The sequence below is a fragment of the Reyranella sp. genome, assembly GCF_965228225.1.
Classification (GTDB): domain Bacteria; phylum Pseudomonadota; class Alphaproteobacteria; order Reyranellales; family Reyranellaceae; genus Reyranella.
The window spans coordinates 2,457,116-2,472,606 of record NZ_OZ245801.1; the positions used below are offsets into that span (position 1 = coordinate 2,457,116).

Below are 15,491 nucleotides of genomic sequence, written 5' to 3' on the forward strand. Positions count from 1 at the left end.
AGCGCGCCACTAAGAAATCCGGCCCTCGGCGGTGTGAATGTCCGTCGTCCGGGCGGCGCTGGTCGCGACGATGATCTCGATGCCGCGCACGATGTCGTCGACGGCCATGGACGGCGCGCCGCCCAGCCGCGCCGCCTGCTCGGGCACGTAGGGAATGTGCAGGAAGCCGCCGCGCATCTTCGCCGGATGGCTCGCAATGATGTCCATCAGCGAATAGAGGATGTGGTTGCAGACGAAGGTGCCGGCCGTGTTGGACACGGCGGCCGGCAGGCCCGCCTTGCGCATCTCCGCGACGCAGGCCTTGACCGGCAGGGTCGCGAAGTAGGCCGCAGGGCCGTCGGCGCGCACCGGCAGGTCGATCGGCTGGTGGCGGTCGTTGTCCGGGATGCGCGCATCCTGGACGTTGATGCCGATCCGCTCGAGGCTGAGTTCGGTGCGCCCGCCAGCCTGTCCGACGCACAGCACGATGTCGGGCCTCGCCTCGTCGATCGCCTCACGCAGCACGCTCGCGGACTTCGCATAGGACGTCGGAAGCACCGCAGTCACCACGGTCACCGTCCCGATCTTCTTCCTGAGCCGGCTCACCGCCAATGACGACGGATTGACCGCGTCGCCGCCAAACGGATCGAAGCCCGTGACCAGAGCTATCATTCTGTACTCACCTCAAACGAAAGGGCGCCCTGTAAGGGGCGCCCCGACGTTAGTCCCTGAAACGGGGGACGGCTACTTGTTGGCCTTGTCGACCGCGCGGCGGGCCATGACACCGACCAGGTGGGCGCGATATTCTGCGCTGCCGTGGATGTCGCTGTTCAGGCCGTCGGCCGGCACCTTGATGTCCTTGAGGGCTTCCGACGAGAAGTTCTTCGACAGCGCCTCTTCCATCGCCTTCACGCGGAAGACGCTGGGGCCGGCGCCGGTCACCGCGACGCGCACGCCCGCCGAGGTCTTGGCGACGAACACGCCGACCATCGCGTAGCGCGAGGCCGGGTTCGGGAACTTCATGTAGGCGGCCTTGTCGGCCTTGGGGAAGCTGATGGCGGTGATGATCTCACCCTCGGCCAGCGCCGTCTCGAACAGGCCCTTGAAGAAGGCGTCGGCCGCGTGCTTGCCGGTGTTGGTGATCACGGTGGCGTTCAGGGCGACGACGGCCGCCGGATAGTCGGCCGCCGGATCGTTGTTGGCGACCGAGCCGCCCATCGTGCCCCGGTTGCGGACCTGCGGATCGCCGATATGGCCCGCCAAGTCGGCCAGCGCCGGAATGACCTTCTTCACGTCGGCCGAGGTCGCGACGTCGCCGTGCTTGGTCATGCCGCCGATGACGACAGTGTCGCCCTCGACCTTGACGCCGGCGAGTTCCTTGAGGCCGCCGAGATCGACGACGTCGCTCGGGCGCGCCAAGCGCTGCTTCAACGTCGGGATCAGCGTCATGCCGCCCGACATCGGACGGGCTTCTTCATTGCCCTTGAGCAGGGCGATCGCGTCGACAACCGACTTCGGACGATGATAGGCAAAATCGTACATCTGGATTTCCTCCGTTTACTCGGCCGCCGCGTGCTGGGCGCCCTGGATCGACTGCCACACGTTGAGCGGCGTGGCCGGCATTTCCACGTGCTTGACGCCGATCGGCGCCAGCGCGTTGTGAACCGCATTCATCACGGCCGCGGGCGCCGCGATGGCCCCCGCCTCGCCGCATCCCTTCACGCCCAGCGGATTGTGCGGGCACGGGGTGACCTTGTAGCCGAGCTTGAACGACGGGAAGTTGTCGGCGCGCGGCATCGTGTAGTCCATGAACGAGCCGCTCAGCAGCTGGCCCGTCGCCTTGTCGTAGACCGCACCCTCGAACAGCGCCTGGCCGACACCCTGGACGATGCCGCCATGGACCTGCCCCTCGACGATCATCGGATTGATGATGTTGCCGAAATCGTCGACCGCCGTATGGGCGATGACCTCGACGATGCCGGTCTCCGGATCGATCTCGACCTCGCAGATCTGCGTGCCGGACGGATAGACGAAGTTCGCCGGATCGTAGAAGGCGTTCTCGTCCATGCCCGGCTCGATCTCGGCGTGCGGATAGTTGTGCGGCACGTAGGCCGCGAACACCGCCTGGGCCAGCGGCACGTTCTTGTCCGTGCCCGCCACCTTGAAGGTGCCGTTCTCGAACACGACGTCGGCCACGTCGGCTTCCATCAGATGGGCCGCGATCCTCTTGCCCTTGGCAATGATCTTGTCGGTCGCCTTCATGATCGCCGAGCCGCCGACGGCCAGCGAGCGGCTGCCGTAGGTGCCCATGCCGAAGGGCGTGGTCGCGGTATCACCATGGACGATTTCGATCTGGTCCATCGGCACGCCCAGCTTGTCGTGGATCAGCTGGGCAAAGGTGGTCTCGTGACCCTGGCCGTGGCTGTGCGCCCCGGTCATGACCTGGACATTGCCGGTCGGGTTGAACTTGATCTGCGCCGATTCCCACTGGCCGACGCCGGCCCCGAGCGAGCCTACGACCTGCGAGGGCGCGAGGCCGCAGGCCTCGATGTAGGACGAGAAGCCGATGCCGCGCAGCTTGCCGCGCGACTTGGCCTCGGCCCGGCGGGCCTCGAAGCCCGGATAGTCGGCGATCTTCATCGCCTCGTCGATGATCGGCGGGTAGTTGCCCGAATCGTACTGCAGCGCCACCGGCGTCTGGTACGGGAAGGCCGTCGACGGGATGAAGTTCTTCCGGCGCAGCTCGGCCGGATCCATCTTCAGCTCGGCCGCCGCCTTGCTGACGATCGTCTCGATCACGAACGTCGCCTCGGGGCGCCCGGCGCCGCGATAGGCATCGACCGGCGCCGTGTGCGTCACCGCCGCCTTCACGTTGGCGTAGATGAGTGGCGTGGTGTACTGGCCGGCCAGCAGGGTCGCGTAGAGATAGGTCGGGACCGCCGTCGAGAAGGTCGAGAGATAGGCGCCCATGTTGGCGATCGTCTCGACCTTGAGGGCCAGGAACTTGCCCTCAAAGTCGAGAGCAAGTTCGGCGTGGGTGACATGGTCACGCCCGTGGCAGTCGGTCTGGAACGACTCGCTCCGCTCCGCCGTCCACTTGATCGGCCGGCCGACCCGCGAGGCCGCCCAGCAGACCATGGTCTCGTCGGCGTAGCAGAAGATCTTGCTGCCGAAACCGCCACCCACGTCCGGAGCGATCACGCGCAGCTTGTGCTCGGGAATGCCCAGCACGAAGGCCGACAGGATCAGCCGCAGAACATGCGGGTTCTGCGAGGTCGACCAGAGCGTATAGTTGCCCGTGCCCTTGTCGTACTCGGCCGCCGCGGCGCGCGGCTCCATGGCGTTCGGGATCAGGCGATTGTTGACGATGTCCATTTTGGTGACGTGCGCCGCCTTGGCGAACGCCGCCTCGACATCGGCCTTCACACCGATCTCCCAGTCGTAGATCAGGTTGCCCGGCGCCTCGGCGTGAACCTGCGGGGCGCCCTTGTCGAATGCCCTGGCGAGGTCGACATTGGCCGCAAGCACCTCGTAGTCGACCTTGATCGCCTCGGCCGCATCCTTGGCCTCGTCATGGCTGTTGGCCACGACCATGGCGACCGTGTCGCCGACATAGCGAACCGTGTCGACGGCCATCACCGGGTGCGGCGGCGCCTTGTGCGGCTCGCCGTGCTTGTCCTTCACCACCCAGCCGCAGATCAGGCCGCCCACCTTGGCGTCGACGAGATCCTTGCCGGTGAAGATGTTGACGACGCCGGGGCTCTTCTCCGCTGCCGAAATGTCGATGCTCTTGATCTTCGCATGGGCATGCGGCGAACGCAGGAAATACGCGTAGGTCGCCCGGGCGAGGGGCAGATCGTCGACATAGCGACCGGTCCCGGTCAGGAAGCGCTTGTCTTCCGTACGCGGGACGCGGGCACCGATTCCGGTGGCGGAGGTCATGGCTTACACCCCTGCGGTTTTCATAGCCGGCGCAGCGGCCAGGATTGCCTTCACGATGTTGTGGTAGCCGGTGCAGCGGCAGAGATTGCCTTCGAGCTCGCGCCGCACCGTGGCCTCGTCGAGCTCGTAGTTGTGGCGCTTCACCATGTCGATGGCGCTCATCACCATGCCCGGGGTGCAGAAGCCGCACTGCAGGGCATGGTTGTCGCGGAAGGCCTCCTGCATCGGATGCAGCTTCTCGGCGCTGGGGGCCAGACCTTCGATGGTCGTGACCTGCGCGCCCTCGGCCTGGACGGCGAGCATGGTGCACGACTTCACCGACTGGCCGTCGACGTGGACGACGCAGGCGCCGCACTGGCTGGTGTCGCAGCCGACATGGGTGCCGGTCATGCCGAGATTTTCACGCAGGAACTGAACCAGTAGCGTGCGCGCCTCGACCTTGCCCGAGACGGACTTGCCGTTGACGGTCATGGCGACGGAAATGGTCATACTCGATCTCCCCTCACGTATTGGTTCGCGCGGCTGCGGCTATGCGCGGCCGCCGGGCATTGCCCAAGACTCTCGCAAGCCCTTCACGTGGCGGTCAAGGGAATTGCAAGTTTCGGTCGCTAACTGCTAACGACTCGCAAGAAAGACAAGGATCAGGACGGCGGCGCCGACGCCGATGACGGTCCAGTGACGATAGCCACGCTGCGCTGCAGCAGAGGGTACGGGCGGTGGCGGCTCTCCGGCCGGATCGAGCGATGCCATCGTCACGACGCCGCGGCGACGGGCGGCGGCGCGCCGACGCTTTCGGCGAACTTGCCGAAGAACTGATCGGCCAGCTTCTTGGCCGTGCCGGTGATCAGGCGTGCGCCGACCTGGGCGATCTTGCCGCCGACCTGGGCGTCGACCTCGTATTTCAGGATCGTGTCGCTGCCGTCTTCCGTGAGGGCCACCACCGCCCCGCCCTTGGCGAAGCCCGCGACGCCGCCCTGCCCTTCGCCGGAGATCCGGTAGCCGTTCGGCGGATCGATGTCGGATAGCGTGACCTTACCCGAGAACGCCGCACTCACCGGCCCGATGCGCAGGCGGACCTTGGCCGTCATCTCGGTGGGGGAAAGCATCTCCAGCGACTCGCAGCCCGGAATGCAGGCCTGCAGAATGGCCTGGTCGTTCAGCGCCGCGAAGACCTTCTCCCGCGATGCCGCAATCTTGTACTCGCCCTTGATTTCCATGTCGTAACTCCCGGCTCAGCGCCTACCATTTGTTCGTATAGGAGTCCGGCGGCAATTCTGCCAGAGGCTCGCGTACGGAGACATAGATGGTGGCGATATAGGGGACGGCCATCAGCAGCGCCATGAACGCGAACCAGTTGGCCTGGGTGTTCCAGAGCAATGTGCGGATCACCCATCGGCCGCCATCGGCCGACACGAAACCGCCGGCACCGCCGTCATGCAGCTTGATCGCCCCTTCGGTAATGACCAGGACGACGGCCCAGAAGACCAGCATTGAGGCCAGCACGATTTCGGGCATGACCGGGCCGAAGCGGCTCATCCGCCGGTCCATCCGCACGACGCCGCGGCTGCCGTCATAGCCCAGCAGGCGGCCGAACGAGAGCGCCTTGGCAATGCGGTGGTCGCGCACGACCGGGTCGGCGCGCAGGATGGTGGTCGTCTTCCACAGCATCAGCACGATGCTCGGGATGACGAAGCTCCACATCGGGAAATCGCGATAGCGGCCGTCGATCGCGATCTGGCGGAACCAGTCGCCGATCCGGATCACCCCGTCGTACCAGTCGATGCTGATCACGATCAGGTAGAAGATGCAGAGCAGCGTGAGCACGAGGTAGAGCATCTGCGCCAGCAGGTCGGCGCGCTGTGCGATCCGGTAGCGCGGCAGCTGGCGCCACGCCCGCCACGAGTCACGGACGCGCGCGCCGTAGAGCGACGGATCGGCCATCTGTCCGGTCAGGCTGTCGGCGATACCGCGCAGCAGCGCGTAGCTGAACAGCGCCAGCAGAATCGCCCAGAAGGCGATGCCCAGGGTCTTCTCGAAGTAGAAATCGCGGGTCAGGTCGACCCACGTCGCCTGCACGTAGCAGGTCGCCACCAGCTGCGCGAAGAAGGCGAAGAGGCAGATGCCCTTCCAGTTGCCCGCCTTGCGGCGGCTGGCATAGGCGAGCAGCAGCAGCGCGCCGCCGATCGTCGAGATGGTGAACAGGATCTGCCAGTGCGGTTCGGCCCTGACCGGCTTGCCCAGTTCGAACTTGTCGTGACGCTGGGCGTCCAGCAGGCCCCAGGCGGCGCCGACGGTGCCCTCCTGGCGCGCCTTCCAGTACTGGTCGAAGGCCTCGATGACGTTGTAGTCGAACCCTTCCCGCTCGGCGGCGCCGCGGAAGATCGAGAAGTATTTCACCTGTTCGACCCGGCCCGGCCGGGCGTCGGAACGCATGCGGCCGTCGCTCGGCCAGCCGGTCTCGCCGATCACGATCTTCTTGCCCGGGAAGCGGGCCTGGACCTTCTTGTAGATGTCGACCAGGTGCTTTTCGATGGCGAGCTTGCCGTCGGCCTCGGTGCGATCCAGCCCGATCGGCTCGTCCTCCCAGTAAGGCAGGATGTGGATCGTGATGAAGTCGACCTCGTCGGCGAGCGACGGATTGCGCAGCCAGAATTCCCAGACGTCGGCATAAGTCACCGGCTGGGTGACGCGCTGCTTCACCTGCCGGATGTAGCGGCGCAGCTCGTTGGCGGTGAGGTCCTTGCGCAGCAGCACCTCGTTGCCGACGATCACCCGCTCGACCGTGTCCTTGTACTTGTTGGCATGGTCGATCAGCAGGTTGATCTGCTCGAGATTTTCCTTCTCGTTGTTGTTCAGCCAGGCGCCGTGCCAGACCTTGAGCCCGTATTTGCCGGCGCGCTGCGGCACCGTCTCGAGATTCTCGCCCGAGGAATAGGTCCGGACCGCCCCGACCTTGCCCTGCAGGCGCTTGAGGTCGGCCTCGATCTGGTCCGGTGTGGGAAAGGTCCGGGTGAGCGGGCTCTGGCCCGGCCGGTAGGGAGCGAAGGAGACGCTCTGCAGCGGCGCGGCATTCCAGCCGGCGATATCGACCGGCCGGTTCGGAACCCACCACCACAGGAAATTGAGAGCCGCCACGACCGCGAAAGCCAGCAGCGCCACGAGTGCACGCATGGGGAGGCTTGTAGCAGGATCGCTGAGCGGGCGTATGGCTTTTCGAGGGCTTGTCCCCAAAACCTAGAGCGGACCGCGCTGCAGCCCGGCGATGGCCTGGCGCACGACCTGATGGCCGCGGAACAGCACGGCCTCCTTCCAGTCGTCGGTCTCCGGATAGAACTGCCGCCGCATCGCCTTGCGCACCGCCTCGGCCTCCTTGCCCAGCGGGTCGCCGTATTTGTGCAGCCAGTGATCGGCCCGGAAGGCCTTCTGGCCGCTCTCGCGATCGAAGGTGCCGTATTCGAGGGTGCACATGGTGAGCCGGGTCTGCGGCTCCGTCAGCACCCGGTTCAGCCCGTAATGGCCGAGCCCGTCGCGCGCCTGCGAGGCCGTCTGCCCTCGTTTCGATTCGGTGACCGACTCGCCCCAGAAGTTGCGCACCCGGCGCGAGCCGCCGGTGCCGATATCGTAATGGGTGATGGGCTCGCCATAGCCGTAGGGGCCGAGGCCGGTATGGAAGTCGACCACGGCCACGTCCGCGCGGCCCTTGAGATAGCGGTCGACGATGGCGTGCAGGGTGCGGTTCGACCAGGCCGGTCCGCCGCCGCCGAAGAACATGCCGTCGGCATGGCTGTACTGGCCGCCCGAGACGGCGCGGAAGAATTCGACGTCGCCCACCTTCCGGCGGAAGGCCGCCAGCCTGGCATCGGCTGCCGCCCGCCCCGCCTCGCTGAAATCCGCCGGCACGAGATCGTCGGCGATCTCGAGATAGCCCTCATTCACCGGATAGGGCTTCGAATGGTCGACATAGTTGCGGTTGAGGTCGTTACCCTCCTCCGTCACGCGCCGCGTCCAGGCGAAGCCGTAGGGATTGATCGCGTGCACGAACAGCGCCGCCGTCCCCTTCGGCAATCCCGATCCTCCGACCGAGGCCAGCCAGTCGACCTGGAAGCCCGAGCCGCAATAGCCCTCGATCCCATGCGTGGACGAGATCGTGACCATCACCTTCGAGGCGTCGGTCGGCCCGACCCAGGCGACGTCAGTCGACAGCGCCTCGCCCTTGGGGCCCTTGGTCGGATTGTCGTAACGGAAGGTCGCTGCGTCCGCGAGCCGGGCCGCGGCCAGGAACTTGTCGCGCGCCTCGCTGTAGTCGGCGGCGAAGGAGGCAATGTTGTTCATGGTCGACGATACCTCGTCCAAAGCTTCACACATTTCACAAAAAAACGCCGTCAGACTCCTCCCTTTTGTTTGGGAAGGAGACATGGCGAACACATAACAAACTAGCCTAGTTTATGGCTTGAAATCGATGGGCATGAGCGCGACGTTGCGGAAGACTAGATGCCGGTTTGTTCGTCCCCGTTCAATGGCCCATCGCGGCCTGAAGCGCGTTCTTGCCGTCGCGCCATCGATACGGCCGGCCTTGTCGGCTGGCGGCCATTACTTGGCTCACCTGCATCGCTTCTGTTGATGCAGTTGCTCGCTAGACTCTTCCCAACGTCAGACCTTTGCGAAGGCGGGCTTCTCAACGCCGGTCATCGTTCATAGGCCTTGAGGATGTTCTTCTCCGGCGTGCGCGTGACCGCTGTCGTGGTAGATCGCCCTCAGCCACAACGCCATCTTGGTGTGGGAACCGTTTCGAAGAGGCCGCGGCGGTTATCAAAGCATGATCTCAAGTCAGGTGGACGGAACCAAATCACTCCAGCCAGATCGGCCGCATGTCGGGTTTTTCGAAGTCCTCCAGCGGCATGTATTCATGTTCATAGGATTTGGGTCCCTCCAGCGCCTGTAGTCGAAGCGGTCGAAAATACCCGAGGTTCTTCTTATCCAGGCGAGCAACCTCGACGCAGCGATCGATAGCATCAAAGACTCGCTGAAATGCGTCGGCGAGGTTCGATGCCGACCGATCCAGTCCAACACTTCTGTCACCCAGATCGAATTCATCCCAGAAACCTGGGGCGACCGGAACAGCACGAAATGTACGTTGGCACTCGTGAAGCTGTTCGAGAAGTGCATCGAACGCTTCTCCCGGCACAGTGCGCTTGTAGAGACGATCCGTCACCAGAGCGAGCGAGTGTCCGGCCGATTTTGGCTTATGCCGACCGATCAACTCGAAAAAGGCGGCAACTTCCCTTGGAGTTCAGATCTGCTTGAGAAGTAACCCTGCCGAAAGTCCAACGTCGCTCATCAATAGAGCTCCACGAATTTAATGTGTTCAGGCCTAAGTAGTCCATTCGACTTTTCGACGATCCTTCTTGCGATGTCGTCAAGGTGCCCAGAAGATACATTTTGTCCACGCACATCGATCCGAATGTTCTGCTGCATGCCCCGCGGTAGATGCCGGACACGTTCCTGACCCTGCCGGGCGACGTTGTTGATCAGGCCGTCGGGACGAACCGAACGAGCCGTCCTTGAACTTACCTCCCTGCCATCCTTGAAAGCGACTTGCGAAGCAAAGTCCGGGTGTCGATCCGCCGTAGAGTTCGCTTTGTGGCATCGGTCGAGACGATGCGGTCCTGCTCGTCGTACGCTTCCGTGACGTCGGCCTTGCCCCGCTCCGTATCGACGCCGCGGCGCGTGACCCGCTTAGTGGCGTCGTCGAACCGCGTGACGTCGGGCGCAGGGGGCGTCGTAGGTGCCGCCTCGATTGCCTTGGGGCCTGTCGATTCTTCGACTACCACTTCGTCGCTGGACCAGCGCAATGTGAGGTTCTGCCCCATCGAACACACCCTTCGCCTCAAGCTCTGGCGGCAGCGCTTCGGCCGGCTCGTCGCCCGAAACCGGGACGATATTCGGATCACCTTCCGCTCGCAGCAGCACGTCGCCGACGAGGCCGCGAATGTCGACCATCGTCGGCGGCTTACCCTCGACAGGCGCGAACGCGCCTAAGAGCGTGTCGAGTTGCTGCCGCGCGGTCCGGGCTTCCGCTCCGTCGATATCGACGTTGGCAGCGCGCAGTCCCTCTCCCAGGAACAGGCGACCGAGACGGTGTCGCTCGAAGGACGGGTCGGATTTGCCTTCGGCGAGAGTCTTCTGGAGTTTGGTCAGGCGGTTGTAGTCGTTGTCGCCGAGCGACAGGCGGTGTTGCGCCAGGTCGAGGGCCGCGAAACTCTCCGGGTCGCGCACCGCCTGGTCGTCGAGCCTGTCGTAAAGGTCGCGATCCGTGACGACATGGCCGCCGTTCATGGCTGTGCCGTCGAGCGCCTGCATCTGCTCCGGGCTCAACCCGTCGCGCAGCGCCGTCGGCATCGCCATCAGGGGCGCCGCGGGATTGGCGCCGAGCCAGTCGAGAGCGTTTGTGGCGGCGCGGCCCCACGCCGCCTGCCATGCCCGATCCGCGCGCCTGTTCGATCCGTGCCATTCGGGTCACCTGCGCCCGCACCTCGGGCGAGGCGTCCGGCGGTGTCGCCTCGGCGCCCCGCGCTTGGTAGTCGTCGAGGCCGGGGCGCCGCGCCGGATCGTCCGGCGCGTCGGCCAGGCCGCCGACGATCTCCGTCACGCGACGCTCCTCGCGCGCCCGCTCGATCCTGCGCTCGACCACCGCCTGCCGCTCCGGCTGGATCACGTCGCGTGCGTGGTCGTAGAGCTTCGCCGCACGCTCGGGATCCTGGCCGAGGGCGGCCTCGACCGCGCCGGCATAGAGATCGCTCAGGCCGGTGCGCACCGCCGTATCGGTCCGGCCCGCGTCCCAGCCCTTTCGTTCGCCCTGGTAACGCAGCTCGCCCACCGCGGTGCGGCCCAGCGTGCGCAGATGGGCCGGGTCTTGCCAGGACAGCGACGCGTCACGCGCCAAGTCGGCGAGGCGCTCGGCCACGATGCGGTCGTCCAGCACCGACGTCGCCTGCTCCGCGATCCGCCCCAGATCGTCCCCGGCGCGGTCGAGACGCCGGTCGACCACCGGTTCGAGCAGGACCTTCCGGCGCGGGCCATCGGCCTGGAGGTCGAGCGGGTTGTCATCCTCAACGTCGTGAGTACCCGGTCAATGCCGCGCCATCCTCAGTCGTAGCGTGCGAGATCTCGAGACATCAGCCCACCGCGATCCGTCCAGTTAGAGGGACTGAGTTGGCTCACGTCAGCGGTGTCGAGGAAGGTGGCGAAGTCACTCCCTAAACTCTTCCCCACGTCAAATCTTGGCGAAAGCCGGCTTCACGACGCCGGTCATCGTGTCATAGCACTTGAGGATGGTTTCCTCCGGTGCCCAGGTGACGCCGCTGCCGCGGGAGATCGCCCAGGCACAACGCCATTTCGGTCTGGGAACCGCTTCGAAGAGGTCCCGACGGTTATCAGAGCGTCATCAAAGTCATTAGACGGAGCCAAATCACTCCAGCCAGATTGGCCGTATGTCAGGCTTTTCAAAGTCCTCTAGCGGCAAGAACTCATGTTGGTGAGACTTGGGTCCTTCCCATGCCATGAGACGCAAAGGACGGAAGTAGCCAATATTCTTTTTGTCGGCGCGAGCATAGTCGATCGCCGTGTAGAGCGACTTGAAAATCTTTTGAAACGCATCAGCCGCCGTCTTCGCCGACCGATCGATGGCTTTCGTACGATCACCCAGCTTAAACTCGTCCCAGAAGCCTTCAGTTATTTGAATCTTCTGAAGTAGCCGCCGACATTCCGCCAATTGGTCGACAAGTGAATCATACTGCTCGCCGGGCACGGTGCGCCTGTAAAGGCGGTCAGTGACGAGATCGAGTGTACCGCTGATCGACTCCGATTTGTGGCGTTCGATCAGAGCAAAGAATGCAGCGACTTCGGCTGGCGTACCCATATGCTGAAGGAGCATGCCACCAGAGATCCCAACATCACTCATCGGCTAATCCTCCTTTCTAAATTTGATATGTTCGCGCCTGAGAAGGCCATTCGACCGCTCGACAATTCGCCTGGCTACTTCTTCCAATCGTTCCTGGGATGAATGCTGACCTCGAATGTCGATTCTGATGTGCTGCTGCATGCTCGGCGGCAGGTGCTGCGCCCGCTCCAATACCTGTCGAGTGACTTTGTTTACCAACCCAGCCGCGTTGGTATTGATGTTATAATTCTTTACCTCGAACGATGCACGGCGCTTATCCGCCGACACGCCGTCGGGACGGACCGAACCAGCCGTCCCCCAACTTACCTCCTTACCTCCTTGCCGTTCTTGAAAGAGACTTGCGGGACAAAGTCCGGCTGTTCCGCTTTTGCAACGTCAAGCTCGCTCTGCCGCGAACTAGGACGCTCCCCCGGCGGAAACAGCGGCACCGGAGGTCCGGACTGCGGTGGCTTGTCGCCCTCGACCCGCTCCGGCGGGCCGTTGTCGTCCGGCCCCGGTTCTTGCCGGGCGGACGGGCCGCCCCGAACGCCGGCCGTGCTCTGGCGAGCGATCGTGTCGTCTATCGCTTTTCCGACAATCACGGCCCCGATCGCGGCCGCCGCGAGGTCCAGCAGGAAGGGGACGGCCAAGGCGGGCGCAACGACGTTCTGCATCGTCGGCACGGGACCATCCCGATCCCAGATGTCAGTCTGTGGCTGTCCGTCTATCGGCTCGACGGTACGCGTCACGCGCTCACCGTCGAATGTCGTGGTGATCGCGCCCAGCGTCTTGCCCGAGGGGTCGCGTATGGTATCGACCTGCGACCAGTGGCCCTCGGAGGGATAGGACCACCGGCTTTCCACACGATGGCCGTCGCCAAAGGTGGCATCGGTCGAGACGATGCGGTTCTGCTCGTCGTACGCTTCCGTGACGTCGGCCTTGCCGCGCTCGGTATCGACGCCGCGGCGCGTGATCCGCTTGGTGCCGTCATCGAAACGCGTGACGTCGGACGCAGGAAGCGTCGTAGATGCCGCTTCCATCGCCCCGCGGCCTGTCGATTCTTCGACTACAACTTCGTCTTTGGGTGAGGGCGTCGATACGGCATCAACCGACGCAACATGGGGCTTTGCCACATCGGAAACACCCTTCGCCTCAAGCTCCGGCGGCAGCGCTTCGACCGGATCACCGCCCGAGATGCGGACGGTATTTGGATCTTCTTCCGCGGGCGGCAGCATGTCGCGGACGAGGCCGCGAATGTCGGCCATCGTCGGCGGTTTGCCTTCGACGGATTCGAACGAGCCTAAGAGCCTGTCGAGTTGCTGCCGTGCGGTCCGGGCATGCTCGCTCTCTGGATCGAGGTTGGCATTGTGCAGGCCCTCTCCCAGGAACAGGCGGCCGAGACGGTGGCGCTCGAAGGCCGGATCGGATTTACCTTCGGCGAGAGTCTTCTGGAGTTTGGTCAGGCGGTTGTAGTCGCCGTCGCCCAGTGACAGCCGGTGTTGCGTGAGATCGAGGCCGGCGAAACTTTCCGGCTCGTGCACCGCCTGGTCGTCGAGCCTGTCATAGAGGTCGCGGTCCGTGACGACGCGGCCGCCGTTCATGGCCGTCCGGTCGAGCGCCTCCGTCTGCTCCGGGCTCAACCCGTCGCGCAGCGCCGTCGGCATCGCCATCAGGGGCGCCGCGGGATTGGCGCCTAGCCAGTCGAGCGCGCTTGCGGCCGCGCGCCCACGCGCCGCCTGCCAAGCCCGGTCGGCACGCGCCTGTTCGATCCGCGCCATCCGGGTCACCTGCGCCCGCACCTCGGGCGAGGCGTCCGGCGGTGTCGCCTCGGCGGCGCGCGCCTGGTAGTCGTCGGGGTCGGGGCGCCGCGTCGGATCGTCCGGCGCGTCGGCCAGGCCGCCGACGATCTCCGCCACGCGACGCTCCTCGCGCGCCCGTTCGATCCTGCGCTCTACCGCGGCCTGCCGCTCCGGCTGGATCACGTCGCGTGCGTGGTCGTAGAGCTTCGCCGCACGCTCGGGATCCTGGCCGATCGCGGCCTCCACCGCGCCGGCATAGAGATCGCTCAGGCCAGTGCGCACCGCCGTATCGGTCCGGCCCGCGTCGGGCGGCCCGCGAAGGGCGCGCTAGTGACGAGACCGGGCGAGCCGATCTCGTGGGCCGTCGAGCGTGGCGCTCAACGCATGCAGTACCGCGGCCTGATCGAGCGCTCGGTCGGTCTCCATTCTGGCGGTCGGCGGCGGCATCGGCGCACTGATCCGGCGGAGGCTGCCCCGGCGTGGTAGCGACGGCTGTTGATCAGCGATTCGACGATGGCCCTCTGGCGCGGGCCCTGCGCCTACGCCAGATAGCGGTCCTTCAGCTCGCGCAGCAGCGGGATCGTCTGCGCGATGCCGGCTAGCGCGTGCTCGGGGTGCCGGCCCATGAGGCCCGTCGCCGGATGGTGCACCAGGCTGCGGACCGCGCCCTCGAACCCGGTGTCGAACCGGCGCGCGAACATCTCGTCGGCCTTGAGGCCCAGCGGATTGTGGTCCTCGAGGTCGTTGAGCGGCGACGGTTCAGCGGCCGGCGCTGCCGAAGGCAGCTCCTCCATCTCGATGCTTGCGATGTTCGTCTCCGTTCAGCGGCTCACCGGGCCTGAAAGGCGTTCTTGTCGTCACCCCATCGATCAGCCGGGCGTCCTGGCACGGGGGAGCATTGCCTGGCTCGCCGGCCACAGCCTCTGCTGCTGCAGTTGCTCGTCCAACGTCAGATCGTTGCGAAAGCCGGCTTCACGACGCCGGTCATCGTGTCGTAGGCCTTGAGGATCGTCTCCTCCGGCGTCCGCGTGACGCCGCTGTCGTGGTAGATCGCCTTCAGCCACATTGCCATCCTTGTATAGTAGCCGTTCTCGATGAAGCGTTCCGACATGACCTTGCGCAGCATCTCCTCGCCCTCGGCGACATAGGCTGCGTCAGGCTTACCACCGTCGGCGAGATGACGGCAGGCCCATTGGCCGTACATAAGTTCCGCCCGCACGATGGCCGGTGCTGACGAAGGCTTGGTAGTGAGTCCAGCCTCCTGACAGAGCTTCAGGCCGACGTGATAGCATCGCGCCGCGAGGTTGAGCGGCAGGGCGAGTTCGAGCCCCTCCAGCATCAGCAGCTTCGCCCCGTTGGGCTCGAGGCGGTCGAACTGGTCCCACTGCCGCCAGTCGGCCTCGCTCGCGCGGGTGAACTCGGCCACCGCCGGATCACCGTCTATCAGCCACTTGCACAGGCCCAGCGTCTGCCACCATTGATAGACGTCAAAGGATTCGTCGGTATCCTTGCCCTCTGGCGGCGCCGGTTGTGACTCCATCCAGCCCGCGAGCGCCCGCGCTATCGGCAACACCTGCTCACGCAGGCCCAGAAGATGGGCCCGAATCAGATCACTTAGTCTAGACGACATATAGCCTGCTCGATTGAACGGGCCGGTCTTTTCAGGCTCGAACTTCGTTACCCGTGGCATATGGAAGTCGAGGTAGAAACTGCGGTCACCTTCGGGGTCAAAGTTTCTCGGCATCAGGGCCTCCGCTCTGGATGGACGACGGCGCGCTCGCCGCCCACGATTCGTTCAACCACGCCGTTGCGCGCACTTCCAGTACCGACCG

General features: G+C 65.0%; 14 protein-coding genes. 1 reads left to right on the forward strand and 13 read right to left on the reverse strand.

Features of this window, described 5'->3' with window-relative positions:
* Window positions 1–9 precede the first annotated feature (9 nt).
* The 9 genes from pcp to ACO07K_RS11780 form a co-directional block, all read right to left on the reverse strand.
* Window positions 10–651, reverse strand: a complete 642-nt coding sequence (pcp, locus tag ACO07K_RS11740) for a pyroglutamyl-peptidase I (protein ID WP_422036106.1) — start codon at window positions 649–651, stop codon at window positions 10–12.
* A gap of 72 nt (window positions 652–723) precedes the next feature.
* Window positions 724–1,521 carry an FAD binding domain-containing protein gene (locus ACO07K_RS11745; RefSeq protein WP_422036107.1) on the reverse strand — a complete coding sequence of 266 codons (798 nt, stop codon included), beginning with the start codon at window positions 1,519–1,521 and terminating at the stop codon, window positions 724–726.
* A 15-nt stretch (window positions 1,522–1,536) separates the two neighbouring features.
* Complete coding sequence (locus ACO07K_RS11750; RefSeq protein WP_422036108.1) at window positions 1,537–3,921, reverse strand: xanthine dehydrogenase family protein molybdopterin-binding subunit; 2,385 nt, start codon at window positions 3,919–3,921, stop codon at window positions 1,537–1,539.
* A gap of 3 nt (window positions 3,922–3,924) precedes the next feature.
* The gene (locus ACO07K_RS11755) at window positions 3,925–4,410 is read right to left on the reverse strand and encodes a (2Fe-2S)-binding protein (protein WP_298316625.1); all 486 of its coding nucleotides are present in this window, start codon (window positions 4,408–4,410) and stop codon (window positions 3,925–3,927) included.
* 263 nt (window positions 4,411–4,673) lie between these two features.
* Window positions 4,674–5,138 (reverse strand): SRPBCC family protein, encoded by a 465-nt coding sequence (locus ACO07K_RS11760; protein ID WP_422036109.1) that lies wholly within the window; start codon window positions 5,136–5,138, stop codon window positions 4,674–4,676.
* Between the two features lie 22 nt (window positions 5,139–5,160).
* Window positions 5,161–7,092 carry a hypothetical protein gene (locus ACO07K_RS11765; RefSeq protein WP_422036110.1) on the reverse strand — a complete coding sequence of 644 codons (1,932 nt, stop codon included), beginning with the start codon at window positions 7,090–7,092 and terminating at the stop codon, window positions 5,161–5,163.
* A gap of 63 nt (window positions 7,093–7,155) precedes the next feature.
* Complete coding sequence (locus ACO07K_RS11770) at window positions 7,156–8,253, reverse strand: DUF2817 domain-containing protein (protein WP_422036111.1); 1,098 nt, start codon at window positions 8,251–8,253, stop codon at window positions 7,156–7,158.
* Between the two features lie 514 nt (window positions 8,254–8,767).
* Window positions 8,768–9,133 carry a hypothetical protein gene (locus tag ACO07K_RS11775; RefSeq protein ID WP_422036112.1) on the reverse strand — a complete coding sequence of 122 codons (366 nt, stop codon included), beginning with the start codon at window positions 9,131–9,133 and terminating at the stop codon, window positions 8,768–8,770.
* A 524-nt stretch (window positions 9,134–9,657) separates the two neighbouring features.
* A complete protein-coding gene (locus tag ACO07K_RS11780) occupies window positions 9,658–10,326 on the reverse strand; it encodes a hypothetical protein (protein ID WP_422036113.1) in 669 nt (222 codons plus the stop codon).
* 169 nt (window positions 10,327–10,495) lie between these two features.
* Between ACO07K_RS11780 and ACO07K_RS11785 the strand changes: the two genes are divergently transcribed.
* Window positions 10,496–11,077 (forward strand): hypothetical protein, encoded by a 582-nt coding sequence (locus tag ACO07K_RS11785; protein ID WP_422036114.1) that lies wholly within the window; start codon window positions 10,496–10,498, stop codon window positions 11,075–11,077.
* Between the two features lie 312 nt (window positions 11,078–11,389).
* On the opposite strand, the gene ACO07K_RS11790 is transcribed toward ACO07K_RS11785, so the two are convergent.
* The 4 genes from ACO07K_RS11790 to ACO07K_RS11805 form a co-directional block, all read right to left on the reverse strand.
* Window positions 11,390–11,881: a hypothetical protein gene (locus tag ACO07K_RS11790; protein ID WP_422036115.1), complete on the reverse strand. Its 492-nt coding sequence runs from the start codon at window positions 11,879–11,881 to the stop codon at window positions 11,390–11,392.
* 302 nt (window positions 11,882–12,183) lie between these two features.
* On the reverse strand, window positions 12,184–13,941 hold the full coding sequence (locus ACO07K_RS11795; protein ID WP_422036116.1) for a hypothetical protein: 1,758 nt from the start codon (window positions 13,939–13,941) through the stop codon (window positions 12,184–12,186).
* Between the two features lie 257 nt (window positions 13,942–14,198).
* Window positions 14,199–14,453, reverse strand: coding sequence for a hypothetical protein (locus ACO07K_RS11800; RefSeq protein WP_422036117.1), 255 nt, complete (start codon window positions 14,451–14,453; stop codon window positions 14,199–14,201).
* Between the two features lie 155 nt (window positions 14,454–14,608).
* Window positions 14,609–15,403, reverse strand: a complete 795-nt coding sequence (locus ACO07K_RS11805) for a hypothetical protein (protein ID WP_422036118.1) — start codon at window positions 15,401–15,403, stop codon at window positions 14,609–14,611.
* Window positions 15,404–15,491: the final 88 nt, after the last annotated feature.